The 24004-nt window shown below is 65.4% G+C and carries 23 protein-coding genes; 8 read left to right on the top strand and 15 right to left on the bottom strand.

All coding sequences use genetic code 11. The annotated features are described in order from the left end of the window. Positions 1–73: 73 nt before the first annotated feature. The 5 genes from HMA55_RS05940 (at position 74) to HMA55_RS05920 (ending at position 5188) form a co-directional block, all read left to right on the top strand. On the top strand, positions 74–712 hold the full coding sequence (locus HMA55_RS05940) for a GntR family transcriptional regulator (protein ID WP_181192159.1): 639 nt from the start codon (positions 74–76) through the stop codon (positions 710–712). A gap of 44 nt (positions 713–756) precedes the next feature. After that, on the top strand, positions 757–1512 hold the full coding sequence (locus HMA55_RS05935) for a LamB/YcsF family protein (protein ID WP_181192158.1): 756 nt from the start codon (positions 757–759) through the stop codon (positions 1510–1512). Next, positions 1509–3062: a 5-oxoprolinase subunit B/C family protein gene (locus HMA55_RS05930; RefSeq protein ID WP_181192157.1), complete on the top strand. Its 1554-nt coding sequence runs from the start codon at positions 1509–1511 to the stop codon at positions 3060–3062. Before HMA55_RS05935 ends, HMA55_RS05930 begins: the two co-directional genes overlap by 4 nt. 2 nt (positions 3063–3064) lie before the next feature. Next, positions 3065–4807, top strand: a complete 1743-nt coding sequence (locus HMA55_RS05925; protein WP_181192156.1) for an acetyl/propionyl/methylcrotonyl-CoA carboxylase subunit alpha — start codon at positions 3065–3067, stop codon at positions 4805–4807. Between the two features lie 243 nt (positions 4808–5050). Then, positions 5051–5188 carry a hypothetical protein gene (locus tag HMA55_RS05920; RefSeq protein WP_181192155.1) on the top strand — a complete coding sequence of 46 codons (138 nt, stop codon included), beginning with the start codon at positions 5051–5053 and terminating at the stop codon, positions 5186–5188. On the opposite strand, the gene HMA55_RS05915 is transcribed toward HMA55_RS05920, so the two are convergent. The 10 genes from HMA55_RS05915 to HMA55_RS05870 form a co-directional block, all read right to left on the bottom strand. Beyond that, on the bottom strand, positions 5185–6246 hold the full coding sequence (locus HMA55_RS05915; RefSeq protein ID WP_181192154.1) for an HNH endonuclease signature motif containing protein: 1062 nt from the start codon (positions 6244–6246) through the stop codon (positions 5185–5187). The two genes, HMA55_RS05920 and HMA55_RS05915, sit on opposite strands and share 4 nt — an antisense overlap. A gap of 103 nt (positions 6247–6349) precedes the next feature. After that, positions 6350–7132, bottom strand: coding sequence for a putative hydro-lyase (locus HMA55_RS05910; RefSeq protein ID WP_181192153.1), 783 nt, complete (start codon positions 7130–7132; stop codon positions 6350–6352). A 9-nt stretch (positions 7133–7141) separates the two neighbouring features. Next, positions 7142–8311, bottom strand: coding sequence for an NRAMP family divalent metal transporter (locus tag HMA55_RS05905; protein WP_181192245.1), 1170 nt, complete (start codon positions 8309–8311; stop codon positions 7142–7144). A 262-nt stretch (positions 8312–8573) separates the two neighbouring features. Continuing rightward, positions 8574–8897 (bottom strand): putative quinol monooxygenase, encoded by a 324-nt coding sequence (locus tag HMA55_RS05900; protein ID WP_181192152.1) that lies wholly within the window; start codon positions 8895–8897, stop codon positions 8574–8576. A gap of 10 nt (positions 8898–8907) precedes the next feature. After that, positions 8908–10704, bottom strand: coding sequence for an ABC-F family ATP-binding cassette domain-containing protein (locus tag HMA55_RS05895; RefSeq protein WP_181192151.1), 1797 nt, complete (start codon positions 10702–10704; stop codon positions 8908–8910). A gap of 14 nt (positions 10705–10718) precedes the next feature. Then, positions 10719–11819, bottom strand: a complete 1101-nt coding sequence (locus HMA55_RS05890; RefSeq protein ID WP_181192150.1) for a 3'-5' exonuclease — start codon at positions 11817–11819, stop codon at positions 10719–10721. Positions 11820–11862: 43 nt separating this feature from the next. Further along, complete coding sequence (locus tag HMA55_RS05885) at positions 11863–12822, bottom strand: 4-(cytidine 5'-diphospho)-2-C-methyl-D-erythritol kinase (RefSeq protein WP_257802436.1); 960 nt, start codon at positions 12820–12822, stop codon at positions 11863–11865. Beyond that, positions 12815–13666 carry a 16S rRNA (adenine(1518)-N(6)/adenine(1519)-N(6))-dimethyltransferase RsmA gene (gene rsmA, locus HMA55_RS05880; protein WP_181192149.1) on the bottom strand — a complete coding sequence of 284 codons (852 nt, stop codon included), beginning with the start codon at positions 13664–13666 and terminating at the stop codon, positions 12815–12817. Before rsmA ends, HMA55_RS05885 begins: the two co-directional genes overlap by 8 nt. Further along, on the bottom strand, positions 13667–14818 hold the full coding sequence (locus tag HMA55_RS05875) for a resuscitation-promoting factor (protein ID WP_181192148.1): 1152 nt from the start codon (positions 14816–14818) through the stop codon (positions 13667–13669). Between the two features lie 107 nt (positions 14819–14925). Continuing rightward, positions 14926–15762 (bottom strand): TatD family hydrolase, encoded by an 837-nt coding sequence (locus HMA55_RS05870; RefSeq protein WP_181192147.1) that lies wholly within the window; start codon positions 15760–15762, stop codon positions 14926–14928. A gap of 12 nt (positions 15763–15774) precedes the next feature. On the opposite strand from HMA55_RS05870, the gene HMA55_RS05865 reads away from it, so the two are divergent. Together HMA55_RS05865 and HMA55_RS05860 are read left to right on the top strand one after the other, a co-directional pair. After that, positions 15775–16167 carry a DUF3806 domain-containing protein gene (locus HMA55_RS05865; protein WP_181192146.1) on the top strand — a complete coding sequence of 131 codons (393 nt, stop codon included), beginning with the start codon at positions 15775–15777 and terminating at the stop codon, positions 16165–16167. A gap of 17 nt (positions 16168–16184) precedes the next feature. Continuing rightward, positions 16185–16415, top strand: a complete 231-nt coding sequence (locus HMA55_RS05860) for an alpha/beta hydrolase (protein WP_181192145.1) — start codon at positions 16185–16187, stop codon at positions 16413–16415. Positions 16416–16424: 9 nt separating this feature from the next. Here HMA55_RS05860 and metG read toward each other — a convergent pair whose 3' ends face one another. The 3 genes from metG to rsmI all read right to left on the bottom strand — a co-directional run bounded on the left by metG (position 16425) and on the right by rsmI (position 21128). Next, positions 16425–18269: a methionine--tRNA ligase gene (metG, locus tag HMA55_RS05855; RefSeq protein ID WP_181192144.1), complete on the bottom strand. Its 1845-nt coding sequence runs from the start codon at positions 18267–18269 to the stop codon at positions 16425–16427. Between the two features lie 86 nt (positions 18270–18355). Next, entirely contained in the window at positions 18356–20161 is a 1806-nt protein-coding gene (locus tag HMA55_RS05850) for a BCCT family transporter (protein WP_181192143.1), read from the bottom strand. A 106-nt stretch (positions 20162–20267) separates the two neighbouring features. Continuing rightward, the gene (gene rsmI, locus HMA55_RS05845; protein ID WP_181192142.1) at positions 20268–21128 is read right to left on the bottom strand and encodes a 16S rRNA (cytidine(1402)-2'-O)-methyltransferase; all 861 of its coding nucleotides are present in this window, start codon (positions 21126–21128) and stop codon (positions 20268–20270) included. Between the two features lie 121 nt (positions 21129–21249). On the opposite strand from rsmI, the gene HMA55_RS05840 reads away from it, so the two are divergent. Continuing rightward, positions 21250–22815, top strand: a complete 1566-nt coding sequence (locus HMA55_RS05840; protein WP_181192243.1) for a dolichyl-phosphate-mannose--protein mannosyltransferase — start codon at positions 21250–21252, stop codon at positions 22813–22815. A gap of 107 nt (positions 22816–22922) precedes the next feature. Here the strand turns inward: HMA55_RS05840 and HMA55_RS05835 are convergent, their stop codons facing one another. Together HMA55_RS05835 and HMA55_RS05830 are read right to left on the bottom strand one after the other, a co-directional pair. Next, a complete protein-coding gene (locus tag HMA55_RS05835; protein ID WP_181192141.1) occupies positions 22923–23558 on the bottom strand; it encodes a zf-HC2 domain-containing protein in 636 nt (211 codons plus the stop codon). Continuing rightward, positions 23551–23958, bottom strand: a complete 408-nt coding sequence (locus tag HMA55_RS05830; protein ID WP_181192140.1) for a DoxX family protein — start codon at positions 23956–23958, stop codon at positions 23551–23553. The genes HMA55_RS05835 and HMA55_RS05830 overlap by 8 nt, the downstream gene beginning before the upstream one ends. Positions 23959–24004: the final 46 nt, after the last annotated feature.

Raw genomic sequence — 24004 nt, 5'->3', positions numbered from 1 at the left:
TGGTAGCTCTTTTCAGTACCGTCACTCAACTGCACAAACGCGGTAGGTGACAAACGATTTCAATACGGATGCCATGCTTGCACACAACGTTTCCGCCGAGATCCGCCGCGCGATCTCACGCGGTGAATTTGCCCCCGGGCAAAAGCTCAACGAGGTCGCACTGGCCGAGCGCTTCGGGGTTTCTCGTAACACGTTGCGTGAGGCGTTCGCAATGTTGACCTCGGAGGGTCTGTGCGAACGCATCCCCAACCGTGGCGTGTTCCTGGCCACCCCGTCCCCGGAGTTCGTCACCGACACGTTCCGCGCACGTGCGGCCATTGAACCGGCCGCGCTGCTATGGGGTCCCGACCTCGACGTCGACCGGCTGGTGGAGCTCAACGCCGAAGCCCGCGTGGCCATCGAGGAAGAGGACGACGACCTGTTCATCGCCGTGAACCAGGCGTTCCACCACGTGGTGCTGGCGTCCATGGGCTCGAAAACCCTGGGCGACACTATGGACCAGCTCGACGCGTTCCTCCGCCTGGCCACCCTGCCCATCCTGGAGCGGGAACCGGCATTTAACCGCCGCTTCATTGAGGTCAACGAGCACATCGTGGAGCTAGTCAAGGCCGGAGACCGCCAAGCCGCCTCCGACTACCTCCAAGAGCAGCTGATGAAGCAGGCAGAAGCGATCATCGAAATGATCGAAGCGATCAACAACGGCACAGCCTAAGCCTGAGTTACAGATCACACGCGTCGGGCGGTATAACTGAGGTCATGCACATCGATCTCAATGCTGACCTCGGCGAGACCACCGCGGGCAACCCGGTCGCTGACGACGCAGCGATGCTGGAAATGGTCTCCAGCGCCAACGTCGCCACCGGCTTCCACGCGGGTGATCCCCATTCCATCGCTGGCACCCTCAAAAATGCCGCAGGCCACAGCGTCACACTCGGCGCACACGTGGCCTACCACGACCCCGTCGGCTTCGGCCGCCGATTCATGGACTACACGCCCGCAGAGCTGGCAGATGAGACGCTCTACCAAATTGGCGCTCTCGACGCGCTGGCCCGCGTGCACGGCTTGACCGTGCGTTACGTCAAACCGCACGGCGCGCTGTACAACACCATCGTCCATCACGAGGCCCACGCCAAGGCCGTCATCGACGGCATCAAGGCCTTCAGCCCCGAGCTGGCCGTCATGCTTCTGCCCGGCGGCGTCGCCGTCGACATCGCAGAAAAGGCTGGGCTGCGTGTTATCCGCGAGGCGTTCGCGGACCGCGGCTACAACCCGGATGGCACGCTGGTGTCCCGCCGCGAGCCGGGTGCCGTGATGCACGACCCGGCAGACGTGGCGCAGCGAGTGCTCCAAGTCGCCTCCACCGGCTCCGTCACCGCCATCGACGGCAGCGAGGTCAAGGTCCAAGCAGAATCGGTCTGCGTCCACGGGGACTCCCCCGGCTCAGTCGACCTGACCCGCGCCGTTGTGCGCAAGCTTCACGACGAAGGCATTCGCATCGAGGCCACCCTATGAGCTACGACGTAAAACGGGTGGGCACCCGCGCCCTCATCGTCGACCTCCCCGACCTGAAAACGGTCATGGACTTCTACGCCGCCCTGACCGCGACCCCGCTTCCGCACCAGACCGACGTCGTCGCCGCCGCCCGCACCGTGCTGGTCACCTTCGACTCGCCCACCGCAACCACCAAAGCCGTGGATGTTTTAGCCTCCTACGCCCCCGATGCCGCAGACATGGGCACCCCGCGCGACATCGAGATCGACGTGCGCTACGACGGGGAGGATGTGGAAACGCTGGCGGCGTCGCTAGACATGAGCGCCAGCGAACTGATCGAATGGCACACATCCACCACCTGGGTTGCGGCCTTCGGCGGGTTCGCCCCGGGCTTCACGTACTGCGTGCCGGAAGACGCCTCTCGGGCGCTCGAGGTACCGCGCCGGGACTCGCCGCGCACCGCGGTGCCCGCAGGCGCCGTCGCGCTGGCCGGCGAATTCTCCGCCGTTTACCCGCGCACATCGCCGGGCGGGTGGCAACTGATCGGCACCACAACTACGCCGATGTGGGATTCCACCGCCACCCCGCCAGCGCTCGTAGCACCCGGCGACCGCGTGCACTACCGCGCCGCGGAAGCGCTGCCGGAAGACTCGCAGACCGCGCGCAAGCACCTGGCCAGCCCGCCGCGGCGGCCCGTCTTCACGCTCGACGACGCGGGGATGCAAACCCTCTACCAGGACCTCGGCCGCCAAGGCAACGGCAATCTGGGCGTGACCACGTCGGGTTCTTCCGACCGCGCCTCCGCCCGCACCGCCAACGCGGCGGTAGGCAACAAACGTAACGCCACCCTGCTGGAAAACGTCGGCGGGCTGGCCCTGACCGCCCTGGCGGAAACGGTCATTTGCGTCACCGGAGCGGATGCCGAGGTGACCGTCGGCGGGAGATCCGCCCCACTGGCCACCCCCACGATCGTGCCGGCCGGGGCCGAAGTGGTGGTCAAACCAGCCCGCCTGGGCTTCCGCACCTACATCGCGGTGCGCGGCGGCCTGATCGCGGACACCGAGTTGGACTCCGCCGCCACCGACATGCTCTCCGGGCTCGGACCGAAGCCGCTTGCCTCCGGCGACACCATCGCCATGGCGCTGACCCCGCCGCAGTCCGCCAACTCTCTTCTGTCCAACCCCCTGCGCGTCGAGCGCGACGGTGCCGACGTCGTCGGCGTGGTGCGTTGCGTGCTTGGCCCCCGAGACGACTGGTTCAGCGACGACGCCGTGAAGCACTTCTTCTCCACCACATTCACCGTCACCGGAGATTCCAACCGCGTCGGCCTCCGACTCGAAGGTGACGCGCCGCTGACCCGCTCCCGCGACGGCGAACTGCCCAGCGAAGGCATGGTGGCAGGCTCCGTGCAGATCCCGCCGAACGGCCAGCCTGTGCTCTTCCTTCGCGATCACGCGGTCACCGGCGGGTACCCCGTGATCGCCACCGTGATCAACGAGGACGTCGACATCGCCGCACAACTCCCGCCCGGCGGAAAACTCCGCTTCGAGCGCTACTCCCTGGAAGGTTAAGGATGACTCTTTCTGCTGTACTGATTGCCAACCGCGGCGAGATCGCCGTGCGCATCGCACGCACCGCCCGCGATTTAGGCATCCGCTCCATCGCCGTCTACTCCGAGCCCGACACCGGTGCCCTGTACACGCAGGTAGCCGACGAGGCTTACCTGCTGCCGGGCAAGACCTCCGCCGAGACGTACATGAACATCCCGGCGCTGATCGAGGTCGCGCACCACGCCGGCGCCGACTGCCTCCACCCCGGCTACGGCTTCCTGTCTGAAAACGCGGACTTCGCCCGCACCGTCGAGCAGGCCGGCCTGACCTGGATCGGCCCCTCGCCAGAGGCCATCGAGCTGCTCGGCGACAAGCTCTCCGCCCGCGCGCTGGCCGTCGAGGCGAACGCGCCGCTCGCGCCCGGCACCGGGGAGCCGCTGTCCACATGGGAAGAAGCGCGCGACTTCGCTGAAGAACACGGCATGCCTATCGCCATCAAAGCGGCGTTCGGCGGCGGCGGCCGCGGCCTGAAAGTCGTCTTCGACGAGGCCGACATCGAGGAAGGCTTCGCCTCCGCCGGCCGCGAGGCCAAGGAAGCCTTCGGACGCGGGGAATGCTACGTGGAGAAGTTCCTCACCCACCCCCGCCACGTGGAGGCGCAGGTGCTTGCCGACGCCCACGGCAACGTCGCCGTCCTCGGCACCCGAGACTGCTCCACCCAGCGTCGCTTCCAGAAACTGATCGAGGAAGCGCCAGCCCCGTTCCTCACCGACGAGCAACGCACCGCCATCGAAGAAGGCGCGCGCGAAATCATCCGCAAGGCCAACTACCAGTCTGCAGGCACTGTCGAATACATCGTCTCCGAGGACGGCACCGTATCGTTTTTGGAGGTCAACACCCGCGTCCAGGTCGAGCACCCCGTCACCGAGGCTGTCACCGGCGTAGACATCATCGCCGAGCAGTTCCGGGTCGCCGACGGGCTGCCGCTCTCCTTCGTTGAAGGCCAGGACGTTGGCAACGGAATCGATCCGTCGATAAGCGGCCACGCGTTTGAATTCCGCATCAACGCCGAAGACGTCACCAACGGGTTCGCGCCCTCGCCAGGCACCGTCACCCGCTTCGACGTGCCCACCGGCCCCGGCGTGCGCATCGACACCGGCGTGCGCACCGGCGGCCAGATCCCGCCGTACTACGACTCGTTGATGGGCAAGCTCGTGGTGTGGGGCCCCGACCGCGACACCGCGCTGCGCCGGGCCAAACAGGCACTCAGCGAATTCGACATCGAGGGTGTGCGCACCGTCCTTCCGTTCCACCGCGACATGGTGGACGCACCCGAAATCACCGGCGACTCGCTGGACGTGTACACGGACTGGGTGGATCACAACTACTCCCCGTCGCAGAAGCACAACGGTGTGGACATCGAGCACATCTACGACGAGCGCCGCGACGTCGTCGTTGAAATCGACGGGCGGCTGCACACCATCGGCTTCCCCGTCGCACTGCTCGGTGGCGGCGGCTCCGGCCCAGCCGAACCCTCCACCCCAGCCGGTGACGTGGCCGGCGCGGTAACCACCAGCTACGAAGCGACGATCGTGGAATGGCTCGTCGCCGACGGCGACGTTGTGTCCAAGGGCGACGCAATCGCCACCATCGAGGCGATGAAGATGGAATCCTCCATTAAGGCGCCGCGCGACGGCCAGATCTCGCTCGCCGCAAAGCAGGGCGAGCGCGTGAAGGCGAACGCCACCATCGCGACAATCTCCTAGAAATGGGATACGTCACGGCCATAGAATGAGGGTGTCTCCCGCCACAAACAGACGGAGGGACCCTCACTATGGCCGAGACCATGCAAGCGCTCACGTACTTCGGCGAAGGCGACGTCCGGGTCGACACGCGCCCGAAACCGACCATCCTTGACCCCACAGACGCAATCATCCGCATCGACACCACCACCATCTGCGAGGCGATGCAAAACTTCAAACCCGGCGACAAGGTGCTCATCTCGCGCTGTGGCGCGTGCGAACGACCTGCCAATCACGTCGCTTGCAACCCACCACTTCACGTGGGACCAGCTCGATCAGGCGTGGGAGACGTTCTCCCACGCCGATACACACCAGGTGATGAAGGTGATCATCGACAACCCCTAGCCGCCGAAGAGTTGGTTGAGTGCTCCTTGGTTGGTGTTTGTGTGGTGGTGTCCGGTTGGTGAGGCCCATATGGGTGCGCCGCGGTCCATGGTGATGCGGCCGCGTTTGCGTCGTGTGGGGTCGTCGTCGTTGACGCGGTTGTGGTAGCGCCATAGCGGGGCGAGGTTGTCCAGGTTGGTCTGCCCGCCGTGTTGCCATGGTGTGACGTGGTGCGTCTGGCACGCGTATGCGCCGTGGCGGCAGTCGGGAAACGCGCACACCGGGGAAACCATGGCGGCAAGGTCGCGCTGCTTCTGGTTGGCCAAGCGTGTGGTGCGGTACAGGTTGACCGCCCCGTGTGTGGGGTGGAATGCGGCGACTTGCAGTGTCTCGCCGAACTCGGCGGCAAGGTAGTCCGCCCCGGTCATGGTGGTGCCGTCGGTGAGCACCAGTTCGATCTCGTCGCCGGCACCGGCGAGGATGCGCATGTGGGTGTCGATGGGCACCATCACGATCGGGCGGGGTGCGGCGGCAACGACACCGCCGGTGTCGCCGTCGAGGATGCGCCAGAATTCTTGTTCCATTTGGGGTGCGGCCGGAAGCGACGGATCAATGCTGCTACGCAGGCGGTGTTCTAGGTCGGCGGCGTTGCGGTCGGTGGTGTCGATGGTGATGCGTGCCCGGCCGTTTCTCGGCCGGGAGAAGGCGACCTGTTTTTTCTTCGGGGTGGTGTCGGCGGGGATGAGTTCGCGTGCGGCGTGTTCAATCGTGCGGTACCCGCCGCGCACCTCGAGCAGGGCTAGGCGCAGCCGCCACCGCTCGGCCGTGTCTTTGACCCCGCTGATGCGGCGTTCGATCAGGGCGAGTTCGTCGATGGAAAACCCGTGGGCTTTCTGCGCGGCGAGGGCTTGTTTACGGGTGAACTTTGTCGCCCCGTAGTAGACGTCCTGCATCGCCGCCCATGCGCGGGCGCGCTCTGGTGCCATGCCGGCGGCCAGTGCGACGGACAGGTCGAAGTGGCGCAGTGTCTCCATGGATTCTGCGGCCATCGCCTGGATCAGTGCGTCGAACGGGTTCATGGCCACAGACACTAACCACCCCGCACACCCACACAACCCCCAAAACCCAAACCTGTGGACAACCCCCGGCGACGCACACGGACGTTATCCACAGCCACACCCTCTATGGAACCTGATAGGTCAGATCCCGGGCGTCGGTGATGAGCATCTTGCCCGGCGCGTGGCAGATGGCCAGCTCGGGCTTAGAGTGCATCACGATCGACTGAGGTGTTACCCCGCACGCCCAAAACACCGGCACGGTGCCCGCAGGGATGTCCACGGCCTCCCCGAAATCCGACGCGTCCAGGTCCGCAATGCCGATCAGCGCCGGCTCTCCCACGTGCACCGGCGCGCCGTGCACCGCTGGGTAGCGGGAGGTGATGCGCACCGCGTCAGCTACCTGCGACGCCGGGATGGGGCGCATGGACACCACCATCTTTCCGCTGAACACACCGGCGGGTTCGCAGTCGATGTTGGTCAAGTACATGGGCACGTTGCGGCCCTGCTCGATGTGGGCAACGGGCACGTCGTTGTCCAGCAGCGCCTGTTCGAAGGTGAAGGAGCAGCCGATGAGAAACGCGACGGTGTCATCGGTCCAGTAAGAGGTAGCGTCCGAAGGTTCGTCGATAAGCGAGCCATGCGAAAACACGCGGTAGGACGGGATGTCGGTGCGAATATCACCGCCGGCGAGCAGCGGCGATGTCACCTGCCCTGGCTCGAGCACGCCAAGTAGCGGGCACGGCTTCGGGTTGCGCTGCGCAAACAGCAGAAAATCGAAGGCGTACTTCTTGTCCAGCGCGATAAGGTTAGCCTGGGCGTAGCCAGCGGAAAAGCCCGCCGTTGTCGCCACATCGGTGGTGCGGAACAACGCGCGGGCTTGCGCTGGAGGCATGAAAGCGGGCTGCATACAGCTAGGCTACGCCCAAATCTCCGGGAGCCGGGAGATGGAAGACCACCCCATCCAGGCACAACCGACGAGCACGATCAGCCCCACGTACAGGGTCCACTTGGGCGGCTCCCAACCTTTTAGGAGATCCTTGCGGAAGAAGCCGGCCCAGAGGACAACCCCAAATCCGATCGGCAAAATCAAACCGTTGAATGCACCTGCGAAGAGCAGCAGCCTCTGAGGAGCAGAACCCACGAAGAGGTAGATCACTGATGAGACGACGATGAACCCAACAGTGAGCCAGCCGCGCTTCCTCGGGTCGAAGCCCTGTTTGGTCAGGAACGATATCGAGGTAAATGACGCGCCGATGACCGACGACAGGCCAGCCGCCCACAGCACGAGGCCGAATGCCCGGCGGCCAAACTCACCGGCCGCGTGGTAGAAAACGTCTGCCGCGGTATTGTCCTTCGACAGGACGACACCAGTCGTAACAACGCCGAGTACTGCTAGGAAGAGCAGTACACGCAAAATGCCGGTGACGATAATCCCGGTAATGGACGACTTGGTCAGATAGTCGAGGTTTTCAGGGCCTGTGTGCCCAGCGTCGATAAGCCTGTGCACACCCGCGAACACAATGTAGCCGCCTACGGAGCCGCCAATAAGGGTGGTGATGATTTTGAAATCGATCTTCTCCGGCGCGATGGTTTGGCGCATTGCCTCGGCCACAGGCGGGTGGGAGGAGATCGCCACGTACAGCATCAGCACGATCATCAAGGCGCCGAGGATGCCCACAATCACATCCAGGGCAGCACCTGCGCGCTTCCAGAGGAAAACAACGATTGCGATGATGGCGGAAATGGCACCGCCGATCTTCGGATCGACAGACCCTCCCGTCAGCGCCTGCACGCCCAATCCGGTGCCAGCGATGTTGCCAATGTTGAAGACTAGACCGCCGATGCCGACGAGAATCGCGAGGAACCAGCCAAGGCCGGGGAGGATCTCATTTGCCAGCTCGCTGGCGCGCAGCCCGGACACGCCGAGGATGCGCCAAACGTTGAGCTGGATGGCGATGTCCACGAGGATCGACAGCAGGATCGCAAACGCGAATGCCGCGCCCATCTGGACCGTGAACACGGACGTTTGCGTGAGGAAGCCGGGGCCGATGGCCGAGGTGGCCATGAGAAAAATGGCGCCGATCATGGGGCCGATGCCGGCTTTCACCGGTGAGGTGGCTGCTGGCGCATCTGCCGCGGTCGAGCCGCCGGCGGTGGCCTTTTTCGGAGCGGTCACTGGGACACCCCTTTCGAAGACGAGAAATTAATGTGACGCGCAACATCGTAAGGTATGAGTTCCCCACCGGTCACACACCGGGGGTAACGCGCGCCACATCCCCCTCCCCCTGGGGGCGTCTCACCAGCTCGCACGCAGCCGTCGCGGTCACGCAGACCGCTTCAACCGCTGCTTAGGAGACCTTGAACTCCGCCATCTCGTCCCACTCGGTTTTGCCCTCGATGAGGGTGTTGATGATGGTGGGGGTCTCTTTGAGGATCGTGGGGAAGAATTCCTGCGCGGCCTTGAAGTGCTCGGAGTTGACGTGGGCTTCGGCGGCGTCGTCCTGGAACGCCTCGATGAGCAGGTACTCATCCGGGTTGTCTTCGTTGCGGTACCAGTCGAAGAAGATGTTGCCTTCCTCGGCGCGCGAGGCGTCGGTGAAATCCTTGACTAGCTCGCGGAAGTTCTCCACGTTTTCGGGCAGGGGTTTGAATCGCACGTTAATCAGGATCATGCGCCCTACTCTAGCGTTCTAATCGCTCTCCCAGCTCCAGCCATTCCAGCTCGAGCTCCTCGCGCGCATCCTTCGCGGCGGTCAGTTCTTTGGTCTTTGCGCCAATGGCTTCGAAATCACCAGCCTCGGACAGCGCCGCGATGTCGGCCTCGAGCTCCGCCGCCCGTTCGTCTTCCTTGGCAATCTTGCGCTCCAGCGTGTTCATCCGTTTGCGCAGTTCGCGCTCTTCCTGAGAGCTCAGGGCCGATTGCCTATCGACGTCCTCCGGTTTCCCCTCCCCCAGATCCAGCGTGCCGGCGGTGCGGGCTTGCGCGGCGCGGGTGTCGAGGTATTGCTGGATGCCGCCGGGCAGGTTGGTGAGCTTCCCGTCGCCGAAGAGGGCGTAGGTGGAATCGGCGATGCGCTCGATGAGGTAGCGGTCGTGCGAGATGACCACCAAGGTGCCGGGCCAGGAGTCGAGGAGGTTTTCCAGCTCCTGGAGTGTGTCGATGTCCAGGTCGTTGGTTGGCTCGTCGAGAAGCAGCACGTTCGGCTCTGCCATGAGCACGCGGGTGAGTTGCAGGCGGCGGCGCTCGCCGCCGGAGAGGTCTCGAACCGGAGTGCGCTGCCGCTTCGGGGAAAAGCCGAGGCGCTCGGCGAGCTGAGACGCGGACAGCTCCTTCTTGCCAAAGGAGATGTAGGTGGCCACGTCCTCAACAGCGTCGATGACGCGGCGCTCCGGATCGAGGTCGTCGAGCTCTTGGCGCAGCCAGCCGATGCGGGTAGTTTGCCCCTCGATGCGCTTGCCGGCAGCCAGCGGGTGTTCACCGGCAAGGGCGCGCAGCAGCGTGGTTTTGCCGGAGCCGTTGACGCCGACCAGTCCGATGCGCTCGCCCGGCGCTAACCTCCATGTGAGATGGTCGACGAGGGTGCGCCCGTCCGGGGCATCGATGCGGGCGTCTTCCAGCTCGATGACCACGCGGCCCTGGCGCTGCTTGGAAAACGCCATCAGCTCGACGGTGTCGCGCGGCGGCGGCACGTCCTTAATCAGCGCTTCGGCGGCCTCGATGCGGTAACGCGGCTTGGAGGTGCGGGCAGGCGCGCCGCGGCGCAGCCACGCCAGCTCTTTGCGGGCGAGGTTCTGGCGGCGCTGCTCGATCGCATCGGCTTGGCGGGCGCGCTCGGCGCGGGCGAAGGTCCAGTCGTTGTAGCCGCCGTCGTAGACGTCCACCGCGCCGTCGTGGACCTCCCAGGTCAACGTTGCGACCGTGTCCAAGAACCAGCGGTCGTGGGTGACCACCACGACGGCGAGCTTGCGGGACAGCAGGTGGTCAGCGAGCCACTGCACGCCCTCGACGTCGAGGTGGTTGGTCGGCTCGTCTAGGACCACCAGGTCCAGGTCCTGCGCGAGCGCCGCGGCGAGGTTGACCCGCCTGCGCTCCCCGCCGGAGAGCTGCCCCACGGGTGTGTCCAGGCCCAGATCGGCCACGCCTGTGCCCTGCAGCACCTCGCGGACCTTGGCGTTTGAGGCCCATTCGAAGGTCTGCAGTCCAAGCGGCTCGACAACGGCTTGGCCGACCGTCAGGGCGTCGTCGAGCAGAAAGCGCTGCGTCACCACAGCCATGCGCAGGTCGGACGTGTGCGACACGCGGCCGGCATCCGGCGGTTCGATACCGGTGAGCACTTCCAGCAAGGTGGTTTTGCCGCCGCCGTTGACACCGACGATGCCGATACGCTCCCCGCTTTGCACGCCGAGGGAGACGCCGTCGAGCAGCGTTTTGAGCCCCCAGGTTTTGGAGACGTTTTCCAGGTTAATTAGGTTAGCCATATCGGCTGTTCATCTTACGCAGGCAGCAAGTCGTGCAGCCCTCGACTGCGTTGGAACTGGGCCACGATGTGGGCGCACGCCAGCGCATCCGAATCCGCCCGGTGGTGGTTGAGCGCAAACCCCGGGGCGCAATACCCGGCAACCGTGGGCAGGCGGTGGTCCGCTAGGTGCGGCAGCAGCCTCCTGGCCATCCGGCAGGTGCAATAGAACTGGTCCGGGTAGGTGCCGGTGAAGTAATAGCGGTCCAGGCCCCGCCACACCGACGCGTCGAAGGTGGCGTTATGCGCGTACACGGGCGCACCGCCGACGAAATCTACGATGTGGTCGGCGATATCGAACCAGCTGGGCGCGTCCTCGACATCGCCACGGTCGATGCCGTGGATGTGGCTGAACTCAAACAGGATGTACTCCTCCGGCGGGCGCAGGTAGGTGCACAACTGGTCCACGACCTCCCCGTCCGCGACCTTGACTAACGCCACCTGGCACGCCGAAGCGCCAGCAAGGCGGTTGGCGGTTTCGAAGTCGACGGCGACGAACTCGTCTTCGAGCAGCACGCTTGTCGACGGTATCCACTTCGCCGCCGCCACCTTCTTCGGTGCCCGCGCCTTCCCGGTGAGCTCCGCGCGGGGTGTGGCGGGCAAGCGTTTTTCCTCCGCCACCTTCGCCTGCCACGCTGCCTTGTGTGGCGCCGGATTGCGCCCGTGCCTTCGCGCGAGGTGCTCCTCCGCTTTGGCCAGGCGTTTTTCCAGATTCACGCGGGCTTTAGCGTGCTGCGGCTGCGGCGCGGCTGCGAGCCAGCTGCGGATAGCAGCGGCCGCGTCGCTGTACTGGCCCAGCCCGTGATGCAGCGCCGCCACCTCCGCGACGTAGATGTCGAGCGCCCACGCCGGGTCCGAGCACGCGGCGTCCTGCATCGCAAACATGAGCTCCTCCGCGAGCACCAGCGCCGCCCGCGGGTGGCCGTCGCGCTTGAGTTCGCTCACCCGCGGGAGGTGTTCCCAGATTGGCCGCCCCTTCACGGTGGGCGGCACGGGATGTGCGAAATCGCTCAGGCGAGCCTCAACCGTGGAGGTGTTGCCGTCGAGGTAATTGCGGGTGGCGTCGATGAGAGGCATGTCAGGCACACTACGGGGCGCACCCGACACACCCGACGGCCAATTAGCTCACACGTTCGACAACGGCACCGTGGTCGGGGCCCTCAGCCACGAAAACCTCGTACGCGTCGAACTGCTCGGCCACGTGCTCAGCGGCGAACCGTGTGGCATCAGCGCTGTCGCAGAGCACTGCCACAGTCGGCCCGGACCCGGAGACGATCGCGCGGCGGCCTGCATCCCCCGCAGCCGCGAGAACCCGCTTGAGCACCGGGCGCAGCGTTAGCGCGGGCTCCTCTAAGTCGTTGTGGAGCGCCGCGGCGATGCGACCCACGTCGCCCGAGGTCAACGCCTGCGACAGCTGCGCTGAATCCAAGTGAGGGAGCAGGGCGGGGTTGCCGTGCCGGAGGTCGTCGAGAAGCGAGAATGCTTTGCCGGTATTGATGCCGATCTTGGGGTTGATAAACACCCAGTGCAGGCGCCCGCGCGAGAGCATCTCCACCAGCTCGTCGCCGCGGCCGGTGCCCAGGGCCGTGCCACCCATGAGCGAGAACGGGACATCGGCGCCGAGCGAGGCGGCGAGCTCGTACAGCACTTGCGGCGAGAGCGGTTCGCCATACTCGGCCACGAGCGCATTCGCGGCCACGAGCGCGGCCGCCGCGTCGGCGGAGCCACCTGCCATCCCGCCGGCAACGAAGACGTGCTTGTCCACCTCGATGCGCACGCGCGGCACGGCCACGCCGGCGCGCGCTACCACGGCTTCGACGGCGCGCCACGCGAGGTTGCCCGGCCCGTCGATGTCCTCGTCTGGCCGGTCCACGAAAAACGTGGTGCGCATGGTTTCGACGGCAGGGCCGGCGACGGGATCGCCGTCGATACGCAGCCGCACCACCTCGCGCCTGTCCACCGCGTGAAAGACACTGACCAAATCGTGGTAACCGTCCGCGCGCGCCTCACCCACGCCGAGGTGCAGGTTCACCTTGCCCGGCGCGGAGGCGACGATCTCACGCACCTTGCGATTAGCCACGACGGGCCTGGCCTAACCGGATGAAGTCATCCACGATGAGCTTCTCCCCGCGCAGCCCCGGGTCGATGCCGGCGGCGCGCAGCGCATCCTCGGCGGCCGCGGCCGAACCGTAGATGCCCGATAGCGTCGAGCGCAGCGTTTTGCGGCGTTGCGCAAACGCGGCGTCTACCAGCGGGAAGACGGTGTCGCGCAGGTCGCGGGGAGCGTCGTCAGCGACATCGATGCGCACGAGCCCCGATTCGATGTTCGGTGCAGGCCAGAACACGTGCTTGCCAATCGTCCCGGCGCGCGAAACGTCGCCGTAAAACGCGGCCTTCACGCTGGGCACGCCGTAGATCTTGGACCCGGGCTGAGCAGCGAGGCGGTCGGCCACTTCCTTTTGCACCATTACCAGCACTCTGCGTATGGACGGCATCTCCGCCAACACATGCAGCAGCACTGGCACCGAGACGTTGTAGGGCAGGTTAGCCACGAGCGCAGTGGGCGCGACAGGCAGATCAGTGCGGCGAACCTGCAGAGCATCCGTATTCACCACGGTTAACCGGTCGGCGTACTCCGGCGCGAACGCCTGCACGGTGGCAGGCAAACGGCCGGCGAGACGCGGATCGATCTCCAACGCAGTGACGCTGGCGGCGGTGTCCAGCAGCCCCAGCGTTAGAGAGCCCAAGCCCGGCCCGACCTCCACGACGTTGTCGTCGGCCGCGAGCTCAGCCGCGGCGACGATGCGGCGCACGGTATTTGGATCGTGCAGGAAGTTCTGCCCGAGCTTTTTCGTCGGCGTGACGCCCAGCTCGGCGGCAAGTTCCCGGATCTCGGCTGGCCCGAGCAGGTGCGACTGCCCCATTTAGCGGATACCCAGGCGGGCGGTGCAAGCCGGCCAGGCACCCCAGCCCTGGGACGCCTGAACCCGCTCCGCCACGGCGATCTGCTGCTCGCGGGTCGCCTGATCCGCGGTCGGAGCGTATGCGGTGCCACCGTGGCCTGCCCAAGTAGACGGCGAGAACTGCAGCCCACCCTGGTAGCCGTTGCCGGTGTTGATGGCCCAGTTACCGCCTGATTCGCACTGTGCGATGGAATCCCACACACTGCCACCCGCTACAGCCGGGGCGGCCGCACCCGTGTTACCGGAGGCAGCTACGGCCCGTTTGGTTCCGCGGGCGATAACGGCCGGCTTCGCCTTTTTCACTACCTTTTCCTCGGCGATGCCCTCGGACTCGACGACGCCGTTGACGGTGACGGTGCGGTGGATGACCTTGGTCTCTCCCTGCTCGCCCTTCTCACGGACCTTCTCGGCGCCCTCGTCCAGCGCGTCGTCCTCGACGTACTCCGCAGGCGCCTCCACCACCACGGTCTCCGGCCGGTCGACGGTGCTCACCCGGTCCAGCACAATTTCCATGCCGGGCACAACCGCGTCTGCCAGCGCGACATTGAGGCGGTCATCCGAATCGAACGTCACGCCGCGTGCAGACAGGAGCTCCCCAACAGTTTTCGCCGCAGCGGAAACGTAGGTCAGTTTGCCGCCGTCGCGCAGCGCGACAATCTTCGGGGTGGTCACATCCACATTCATGCCGTCGGCAAGCGGCTGTTCGCGGTCGGCGTTGACGGCGGAGGCGCCGGCAACACCAGCTTGGTCGATCAGCTCGCCTACCGTGCTCGCGGTGGAGGTGATCTGCTGGGCCACACCGTCGATCACCACAGCAACCGGCTTGGCGGTGCGCACTGTGACGGTATCGCCGCTAGCCAGCTTTTCTCCCGGCGCCGGGTACACCAGATCCTCCGGCGCTACCGTCACGCCGGCGGAGGCGAGCGCACCCGCGACATCGCCGGCGTAGGTGCGTACGTTTGTTGCCTCACCGTTGACGTCCACCGTGACCTGCTTCTGGGTGGCCAGGGCAGTGCCCGCGCCACCGACCAGTGCGGCACCGGCGACGGTGCCGGCAACTGCGCGCTTGGCGGCGTTGGACTTCTGGTTAATCCGCTTGATTTGACGGGACATGCGCTTCCTCACGACGGGGCTCTGCAAAATCGCGCTGAATCTCCTCAGCACGCAACCCGGGTAACATTACGGTAACGCCCGCCGCGTTTCAAGGCCCTCCGCCCAGCTCACACCCCGTAGACCCGCGAGAATGTCTCTCCAATCTCTCGCGCCACATCGGCCACTTCCATGCCACGCGCGTCCGCCAGAACCTTTGCCGTGTGCCCGATCAACGCGGGCTCATTCTTCGCCCCGCGGAACGGCTCGGGGGTCATGTACGGCGCGTCCGTCTCAACGAGCAGCTGGCCCGCCGGCGCGAGTGCCGCCGCCTGGCGCAACTCCTCGTTGCGCTTGAAGGTGACGTTGCCGGCAAAACTGAGCACGTAGCCGCGCTCGATTGCCTCTCGCGCCACGTCCAAAGGCGAGGAGAAGCAATGCAGGATCACGTGCTCCGGCCGCGGCGCGTCCGCAAGAATACGCATCATTTCCGCGTCGCCTTCGCGGTTGTGGATCATCAGCGCCTTGCCTGACTCCACCGCCAAATCGATGTGCCAGCGAAACGCCTCCTCCTGCACCTCAAGCGGCGCAGTGCCATCGGCGTCGTGCGTGAGCCAATACGTGTCGATGCCGGTCTCCCCCACCGCCACGCAACGTTCGTCCCGGGCCATCTCGGTCAGGCGGGCGCGAGCAGCGTCGTCAAGCTCCTGCGCCCTCGTCGGATGGATCGCGCACGCGGCGAAAACGCGGTCGTTGAGGTGAGCGGCCTGAAGCGCGTACTCCGCTTCCTCCAGCCCATCGCCGACGGTGCAGATGCGCTCCACACCGGCTTCGAGCGCGCGGGCGACAAACGCGCCGACATCTTCCTTCGTGCGCGCGCCGCAGGACGCGAGGTGGGTGTGCGCATCCACCAGGCCGGGAATCGGCTCGGCGGGCACGGGCGTGGGACGCGGTTTCTTTTTGCTCATACGATGCACCCTATGGCATTTGCAGACATCGACTCAGCCATCCAGATCCAAATCGACGCCGACCTTGCCGAAGCCGCCGGCCGCGGCATCAACGGCTCGCCCGCCGACATCGTCGGATCCTTCGAGGCCGAGCTCGCCGATTACCTCGCGCTCCCTGCGGACGTGCGCCGCTCCTTCCCTCGCGGCGAAACCGCGCGTCTCTACGGCACCGCCCTCGGCCAAGCGCTCGTGCGCGAGGGCTTTACATGGCAATTGCTTCACGACGCCTACGGCACCGACCTCGTCGTAGTCAAAGACGCCGGAGGCACGAACGAGAAATACACCGCCCCGCTCGTCGTGGTAGATCAGCGCTTCGAGGACGAGGAACCCGGCAAGCTCACCGAATTCCTCGGGCAATTTCTGTGAACGCGCCACAGTCGATCATGCCGCTGGTACGCCCGGAGCTGCCGCCGGCGTGGCTGTCCACGGGCGATATCGAGCTGTTCTACGAGGAAATCTGCGAGTACACCCGCAGGTTGCGCGAGGCCGGCGTTCCCGCTCAGCTCGAGGTGATCGAGGGCGCACCGCACGCGGTGGAGCTGTGGGCATTCGACGTCGACGTAGTCAAACGCATGCTCGCATCCGCGCGGCAGTGGCTCGGCGCGCAGTTGTAGCCGCCCGGGCTACTGCACTGGCGCCCACTCCGGGCCAGTCTCGCCGAGTTCCGGGTCCAGCTTGGCAATCAGCGGCTGCGGCTTGGCAAGCTCGGTGCCCGGCACCACGTCCACGCGCTGCCACACCGCTTGCTGCTGCGAGTAGTCGCCTGTGATGGTCGGGTACGTCTGGCCTTTCTCCGGCAGGCCGACACCGACGAGGTTGTAGTCCGCGTCGTCCACGACCTCCTCCACTCGCGGCTCCGCGGCCCAGATCCCGGTACGCCCGAGCGTCTCGTGGACCTTCTGCGCTGTGTGCGGGAGGAACGGGGTGAGCATGGCGTTGCAGTCGGAGACCACCTGCAGCGCAGTCCACAGCACGGTGGCCAAACGCTCGCGCTGGGTGTCGTCCTTGGCCAGCTTCCACGGCTCCTGCTCCGCGATGTAGGCGTTGGCCTCGCCAACGACGTGCATCACCTTGGTAACCGCAGACTTGAAGTGGGCCTTGCCCAGCTCCTCGCCGGCGGTGGTGAACGTCTCGGCGGCCAGCTCGAGGATGCGCTCATCGGACGCCGACAGCGGGCCCGGGGCAGGGATCTGGCCGAAGTTCTTGTGCGCCATGGACACGGTGCGGTTGACCAGGTTGCCCCAGCCGTTGGCCAACTCGTTGTTCACGCGGCGGACGAACTCGTCCCACGTGAAGTCCGTGTCGTTGTTCTCCGGTCCGGCCACCGCGATGAAGTAGCGCAGCGGGTCCGGGCCGAATTCCTCGAGGAAGTCCTTGACGTAGATGACCACGCCTTTGGAGGAGGAGAATTTAGACCCGGACATGGTAAGGAACTCAGACGACACGACCTCCGTGGGCAGGTTCAGCTCGCCCAGCTCGCGCACCTCGCCGCCCTTGGCGCCCTTGCCCGCGTAGCCGAGCAGCTCCGCCGGCCAGATCTGGGAGTGGAAGGTGATGTTGTCTTTGCCCATGAAGTAGTAGCCCTCAGTGGCCGAGTTCTGCCAGAACTCTTTCCACGCGTCCGGGTTGCCAGAGCGGTGCGCCCACTCGATGGAGGCGGACAGGTAGCCGATCACTGCGTCAAACCACACGTAGAGCTTCTTCGACGGGTTGTCCTGCCAGTCCTCCACCGGGATCGGGATGCCCCAGTCAATGTCGCGGGTCATGGCACGCGGGCGCATGTCCTCCAGCAGGTTCAGGGAGAACTTCAGCACGTTCGGGCGCCAGTCCTGGCGTGTGCGCAGCCACTGTTCCAACGCGTCGTGCAACGCGGGCAGGTCGAGCATGAAGTGCTCGGTCTCGATGAACTCCGGCGTCTCGCCGTTGATCTTGGACACCGGGTTGATCAAATCAGCCGGGTCGAGCTGGTTGCCGCAGGTGTCGCACTGGTCACCGCGCGCGTCGGTGGCGCCGCAGATCGGGCATGTGCCTTCGATGTAGCGGTCCGGCAGAGTGCGGCCTGTCGAGGGAGAAATCGCTCCCTGCGTGGTCTCGCGGATCATATAGCCGTTCTCATTCAGGCCACGGAAGAGTTCCTGCACCACCGCGTAGTGGTTGCGGGTGGTGGTGCGGGTGAACAGATCGTAGGACAGGCCCAGCCCGGCGAGGTCCTCCACAATCTGACGGTTGTAGCGGTCCGCCAACTCCTTGACGGTGACACCTTCTTTATCCGCCTGCACGAGCAGCGGGGTGCCGTGCTCGTCGGTGCCGGAGACCATCAGCACGTTCTTGCCCGTCATTCGCTGGTAGCGCGCGAAGACGTCAGAGGGGACGCCAAAGCCTGCGACGTGGCCGATGTGGCGCGGGCCGTTGGCGTACGGCCAAGCAACGCACACGAGAACGTTCTGATTGGTCTCGGGAGAAGTCATGGTTCACAGCATAAGTTATGGCCCCGCTCACGCACTGCAATGCGTAAGCGGGGCCGCGACTTTAGGGCGTCGATAGGCAATCGCGCCTATTCCGCGCGTGGTTTGAGCATGCCTTTGACCTGGGCACGACGGGCGTCCAGTTGCGCCTGATCGCGGTGCATGCGGCGCTCAATGGCCAGCTGCCGGGCGAAGCGCTCCTGTTCCTTCTTGTCCAGGTAGATCGTGTCATTAGACATGTCCTTCACAATCGCAAACATGAGCGCGATGAGGATGAACAGGAACGGTGTCGCGGCAACAATAGTTACGGACTGCAGGGAGTTCAGCGCGTCGGAGCCGCCGGAGATGAGCAGGGTCAGGCCGACGAATGCGGTGGCCAGGCCCCACATGGCTGCGAGCCACGGCCTCGCCTCAGTTTTGCCGGACTGCGTCATGGACGCCATCACCGTGGAGGCCGAGTCAGCCGAGGTGATGAAGAACGTGGCCAGCAACAGCAGGGCAAAAATACCCATGATGAAACCGCCCGGCAAAGAATGCAGCAGGTTAAACAGCTGCTCCTCGTTGGAACCGCCGCCGTAGATGGATTCGCCACTTTGCTCCATTTTGATGGCCGTTCCACCGAAGATGGCGAACCACACGGTGGACAGGCCTGCCGGGACGAGCATGACGCCGAGGCAGAATTCGCGAACGGTACGGCCGCGGGAAATGCGGGCCAGGAACGTCCCCACGAACGGCGACCAGGAAATCCACCACGCCCAGTAGAAGATGGTCCATCCGGAGAGGAACTCGCCGGCCTCGCCATCCGCGCTTTCAGCGGTGCGGGCGGCCATCTCGAAGAAGTTATTGAGGTAGTTGCCTACAGCGGTCGGCAACATGTTCAGCTGTGCGACGGTGGGGCCAAGCACGAACACGAAAAGTGCGAGGACGGCCGCGATGACCATGTTCGTGTTGGACAGCCACTGAATGCCCTTGGACACACCCGACATCGCCGACAGCAGGAACGCGAGGGTGAGCACCGCCACGATGCCGATGATCAGGGTGTCGGACGGGTCGTCGACGAAACCGGAAGCTTCCAAGCCGGAGCTGATCTGCAGCGCGCCCAAACCCAGGGAGCAGGCGGTGCCGAAAATGGTGGCGAAGACGGCGAAGCCGTCGATAAGCTTGCCCAGCCAGCCGTTGGCGCCCTTCTCCCCAATCAGCGGGATGAACGCGCTGGACAGCAGCTGTTTACGGCCGAGACGGAAAGTGGAGTACGCGATGGCCAGACCGATGATGGCGTAGACGGCCCACGGGTGCAGGGTCCAGTGGAACATGGTCTGCGCCATCGCGGCGCCGACCTCGTGCGGCTCGTGGCCCGGAACGCCGTCCCGGTACATAGCCAGCGGCTCAGAAGCGCCGTAGAACATCAAGCCGATGCCCATGCCGGCGGCGAACATCATGGCAATCCAGGAGGTGGTTTTGAACTCCGGGCGCTCGTCGGCACTGCCGAGGCGAATCCGGCCGAAACCCGATGCGGAAATCACGATGACGAACGCGACGAAAATCGTGCCGCCGAGGACGAACGCCCAGCCCAGGTTCTCAATGACCCAGCCGAACGCGCTGTCCGCAAAGGTGGAGAAGTTGTCCGGAGCCGCAAGGCCCCAGCCGACAACTGCAGCGACGATTACCGCAAGCGGGATAACAATGCCCCAGTTCACCGGTGCGTCTTCTGCGTCGGCTTCGCGCTCGACGCTTTCCTCCGGGTCGGTGTACCCGGGATACACGCCGCCGCGGTCGGCGCGCAGCAGCGCGGCAAGTTGGCCAGCTGCGGATGATTCGTTATTTTTAATTGGATCCGTACTCCGTGGCTCCGCAGCGGGATCGTGGGGATCCCGCTGGAGATCACGCTGAGACATACAATTCTCCTCGCAAATTTTTATTGTTTTTCTAGGGCGCAAGCAGGCTAGCGCAGATCACACCTGCACGCGAACCAGCGCCGGACAAAAAGCGAGGAAGACGGCACTATTCACGCGCGGACAAAGCCGCGTCGTAGAGGTCCCCCACCTTCACGCCGTGCTCTTTGGCTACCCGTTTCGCGGCGTCTTTCATGCGTTCACCGCCGTCCACCAGATCCAGCACCAGCCCCACCAAGTCTTCCGGCTCTGCTTGCTCGACTGCCCCGCCTTCGATCACGAGCGTGATTTCTCCGCGAACCCCATCTGCCGCCCATTTGGCTAGCTCCCCCAGGGTGCCCCGCTTCACTTCCTCATATGTTTTGGTCAGCTCCCGGCACACCGCAGCCCGGCGGTTCACGCCGAGGACGTCTGCCGCGTCTTCCAGCAGCTGCGCGATCCGGTGCGGCGATTCGAAACAGCACACCGCGCGCCGCTCGTGCACCAGCGTTTCCAACCAAGCCCTGCGCGCCCCCGACTTCCGCGGCGCAAACCCGTCGAAGATGAAATGCCCAACGCTCAGGCCGGACAATGCGAGCGCGGTAGTCACCGCGGACGGCCCGGGGATGCAGCTGACGGGAATACCGGCGTCGTGGGCGGCGGCGACGATGGAATGGCCCGGGTCGGACACCAGCGGCATCCCGGCGTCGGTGACCACGAGGACGGTGCCAGCGCGTGCCGCGTCGAGCAGCTCGCGCGCCCGCGCATCCTCGTTGTGGTCGAAGTTGGACACCACGCGTCCGGTGATCTCTACCCCGAGCGCCGCGGCGAGAGCCCGGGTGCGGCGAGTGTCCTCGGCGGCGATAACGTCCGCGGCGGCCAGTGCGTGCGCCAAGCGCGGCGATGCGTCCGCCACGTTGCCCAGCGGGGTGGCCGCGAGCACAACTCCGGTGGGAAGGATCTGCGTGAGGTCTTCGTGCTCGGCGGACATACCACGGGAGCATACGCCCAAGGCGCTAATATCTTCCGTCGTGACCACTATCGCGAGCACCCCGAACCCGACTGGACCAGCCGCCGGCGCTAACGCTGCAACACCTGAGGCAACGCGAACGGTGCGGCCCACCCGCCCGGCGCCAGAGGCTCCCGTGACCGTGCCGTGGACGCGCCGCGACACCATCGCAGCTTCCGTCATCGGTGTGCTGGCGCTGCTGACCCGCTTCATCGGTTTGTTCCAGCCCACCAGCTCCGGCACCCCCGTCTTCGACGAGAAGCACTACGTGCCGCAAGCCTGGGACATGGTGCGAAGCTCTTTCAACCCTGTCTTGGGCGGCATCGAGTCTAATCCCGGCTACGGCTTGGTTGTGCACCCGCCGCTGGGCAAGCAGCTGCTGGCCATGGGCGAGACTCTCTTCGGATACACCCCGTACGGCTGGCGCATCATGACCGGCTTGTTCGGCACCGCCGTGATCGTCTTTGTTTTCCTGCTCGCGCGCCGAGTCAGCCAGTCCACCAACATCGCGCTGATCGCGGGCATCATCGCGCTTTTCGACGGCGTCCTGCTCGTCTCCGCGAAATTCGGCATGCTCGACATCTTCCAGGTGCTGTTTGTGGTCATGGCCGCCTGGACGCTCGCAGGCGACATGCGCGAGGTGCACCACCGCTGGCACGATGCGTGGCTGGCTGGCAAGCTCGACGGCACTGGCCCGTTCGGCCCCCGCATGGGATTCCGGTGGTGGCGCTTCGCCACCGGCGTGCTGCTCGGGCTCACGCTTTCTATCAAATGGTCCGGTCTGTACTACATCATGTTCTTCGGGCTGCTGTCGTCGTTCTGGGATCTCTACCTGCGCCGGCGCTACGGCGTAGAGAAGCCCGTCGCGGGCACGTTGCTGAGAGACGTCCCTTCGGCCCTTGCCTCCATCGTCCTCATCCCCGCTGTCTTGTACCTGTGGTCGTGGCGCGCCTGGTTCGCTTCCGAGACTTCCGTGTACCGCCACTCGCTTTCCGACGGCACCATCGCAAGCTCCGATTGGCCTTGGCTGGCCAACCTCCCGGAGCCCATTGCAGGCTGGTTCTACTACCACTTCTCGGTGCTCGACTTCCACGCCTCCTTGACCTCCTCGTCCGGCCACTCCCACCCGTGGGACTCCAAGCCGTGGGCCTGGCTGGTCTCCGCCCGCCCGATCCTGTACTACTCCGCCACCGACCTGGAGTGCTCCGTGGCTCCCGGCGACGGGACGTGCCGGGAGATGATCTACATGTTCGGCACCCCCGCCATCTGGTGGCTGACCGTGCCGGTGCTGCTGTGGGCGTGCTGGGTGTGGCTGACCCGTAAGGACTTCCGCGTCATCGTGCCGGTCATTGCGTTCGCCGCCGGATTCCTTCCGTGGCTGGTCGCGTTCGACCGCCAGATGTACTTCTTCTACGCCACCGCACTGGTGCCGTTTACCGCAGTGCTGCTGGCCCTAGCGGTGGGTAACGTGGCGCGCAAGGGCGGGCCGGTGACGTGGTCGTGGGTGAATAAGGTCGCAGGCTTTGAGATGCGGTGGGGCCAGCTCGCCGCCGTGGTCTACCTCGCCCTTGTGGTGGCCAGTTTCATCTACTGGTCCCCCATCTTCTACGGCTTCCGGATCCCGGACTCCTACTACGAGTCCATCATGTGGCTGCCCAGCTGGAAGTAACGCACGCAAATAATTCGCTCGCGGGTAATTTCAGCCCGGCCGGGGTGTGCTCCCCCGGCCGGGCTTTGTGTTTCCCGGTTGTGTTTCCCGCCGCGGCGGTGGGTGTCCTAGTAGGGGCGGGCGTCCAAAAGCTGCCATGTCCGGCGGAGCGCCCCGCCGCGGTCGGCGACCCACGTCCACACCAACGCAACCAGGCTGAGCAGCGGAATGAGCACCCCGGCGAGCTCGAACTGCCCTGTGCCGAGCACCGCGTCGCGCACGGCGAATCCGACGGTGAAGGTGAACATGGTGCCCACAATCAGCAGTACCCCTGGGATCTGTTGCGGACGCCACGCCGTGAAGCCCAGCGCCAGCGCCACCCCGAATCGGACCGAGGCGGTGGAGGCGACCACGGGTTCGTCCCCGCCGGCGATGATGAGGCGCACAGCCCACAGCACCCACACCACGGCCATAGCGCCGAGGAGCACACGCCCGACAGCAATGCCCAGCTCGCGGCGGCGGGCGAAGCGGCGCCACTCGTCGTCCACGCCCGCGAGGATGACGGACGAGAGGTCCTGCGGCGGCGCAAAGGCTTCCTCGTCGTCGCCGTGGAGTTGCTGAGTTAGGGCGAGGGACCGATCTAAAAAGGCGCGGCACTCGGGGCACCCGGAGACGTGGGCGTCCACCACAGCGTCGTCGAGACCGGACGGTTCCCCGTCGATACGCGCGGACAGCGCTTTTTGCACCTCTTCGTGGCTAATCACGGGTGAGCACCCCGTCTAGGCTGGCGCGGCCGGTGCCGAAGACGGTGATGATAAACAGCGACGCGGCCAGCACGAGGATGTATTCCACCCCGCCACCGTCGACGAAGAAGCCGTTGCCCAGGTGCACGAAGTACCCGGCAGAGAGCACCAGAAGGGCGAGGAGCGACGCGGCGATCGTCGTCAACAGCCCCACCGCCAAAAACGCCCCGCCGATGAGTTCGACGGTGCCGGTGAGGTAGGCGGACAGCTGCGGCTGTGGCACCCCGAGCGCGGCGAATTGGCGGCCGGTTTCCGTCATACCGACCTCGAACCAGTGGTTGTAGCCGTGGGCCACGAACACCGCGCCCAGCACGAGCCGGAGCACAAGCAGCGCGAAGTCGCGGACAGCGGGCCTATTCATGCCGATTAGGGTACCCGTGGAACCGAAGCGGGTAGAACTGAGTCCA

The organism is Corynebacterium wankanglinii (assembly GCF_013601005.1).
Taxonomy (GTDB): Bacteria; Actinomycetota; Actinomycetes; order Mycobacteriales; family Mycobacteriaceae; genus Corynebacterium; species Corynebacterium wankanglinii.
This window is presented reverse-complemented; position numbering and strand designations above follow the sequence as displayed.

Coding starts and splice junctions, on each gene's coding strand:
- metG (WP_181192144.1), bottom strand. CDS start 18,269: ATGACTTCTCCCGAGACCAATCAGAACGTTCTCGTGTGCGTTGCTTGG.
- HMA55_RS05870 (WP_181192147.1), bottom strand. CDS start 15,762: ATGAGCAAAAAGAAACCGCGTCCCACGCCCGTGCCCGCCGAGCCGATT.
- HMA55_RS05830 (WP_181192140.1), bottom strand. CDS start 23,958: ATGAATAGGCCCGCTGTCCGCGACTTCGCGCTGCTTGTGCTCCGGCTC.
- rsmA (WP_181192149.1), bottom strand. CDS start 13,666: ATGGGGCAGTCGCACCTGCTCGGGCCAGCCGAGATCCGGGAACTTGCC.
- HMA55_RS05850 (WP_181192143.1), bottom strand. CDS start 20,161: ATGTCTCAGCGTGATCTCCAGCGGGATCCCCACGATCCCGCTGCGGAG.
- HMA55_RS05865 (WP_181192146.1), top strand. CDS start 15,775: ATGGCATTTGCAGACATCGACTCAGCCATCCAGATCCAAATCGACGCC.
- HMA55_RS05905 (WP_181192245.1), bottom strand. CDS start 8,311: ATGATCGGCGCCATTTTTCTCATGGCCACCTCGGCCATCGGCCCCGGC.
- HMA55_RS05890 (WP_181192150.1), bottom strand. CDS start 11,819: ATGCCTCTCATCGACGCCACCCGCAATTACCTCGACGGCAACACCTCC.
- HMA55_RS05940 (WP_181192159.1), top strand. CDS start 74: ATGCTTGCACACAACGTTTCCGCCGAGATCCGCCGCGCGATCTCACGC.
- HMA55_RS05895 (WP_181192151.1), bottom strand. CDS start 10,704: ATGGCTAACCTAATTAACCTGGAAAACGTCTCCAAAACCTGGGGGCTC.
- HMA55_RS05900 (WP_181192152.1), bottom strand. CDS start 8,897: ATGATCCTGATTAACGTGCGATTCAAACCCCTGCCCGAAAACGTGGAG.
- HMA55_RS05925 (WP_181192156.1), top strand. CDS start 3,065: ATGACTCTTTCTGCTGTACTGATTGCCAACCGCGGCGAGATCGCCGTG.
- HMA55_RS05875 (WP_181192148.1), bottom strand. CDS start 14,818: ATGTCCCGTCAAATCAAGCGGATTAACCAGAAGTCCAACGCCGCCAAG.
- rsmI (WP_181192142.1), bottom strand. CDS start 21,128: ATGTCCGCCGAGCACGAAGACCTCACGCAGATCCTTCCCACCGGAGTT.
- HMA55_RS05860 (WP_181192145.1), top strand. CDS start 16,185: ATGCCGCTGGTACGCCCGGAGCTGCCGCCGGCGTGGCTGTCCACGGGC.
- HMA55_RS05915 (WP_181192154.1), bottom strand. CDS start 6,246: ATGAACCCGTTCGACGCACTGATCCAGGCGATGGCCGCAGAATCCATG.
- HMA55_RS05935 (WP_181192158.1), top strand. CDS start 757: ATGCACATCGATCTCAATGCTGACCTCGGCGAGACCACCGCGGGCAAC.
- HMA55_RS05910 (WP_181192153.1), bottom strand. CDS start 7,132: ATGCAGCCCGCTTTCATGCCTCCAGCGCAAGCCCGCGCGTTGTTCCGC.
- HMA55_RS05930 (WP_181192157.1), top strand. CDS start 1,509: ATGAGCTACGACGTAAAACGGGTGGGCACCCGCGCCCTCATCGTCGAC.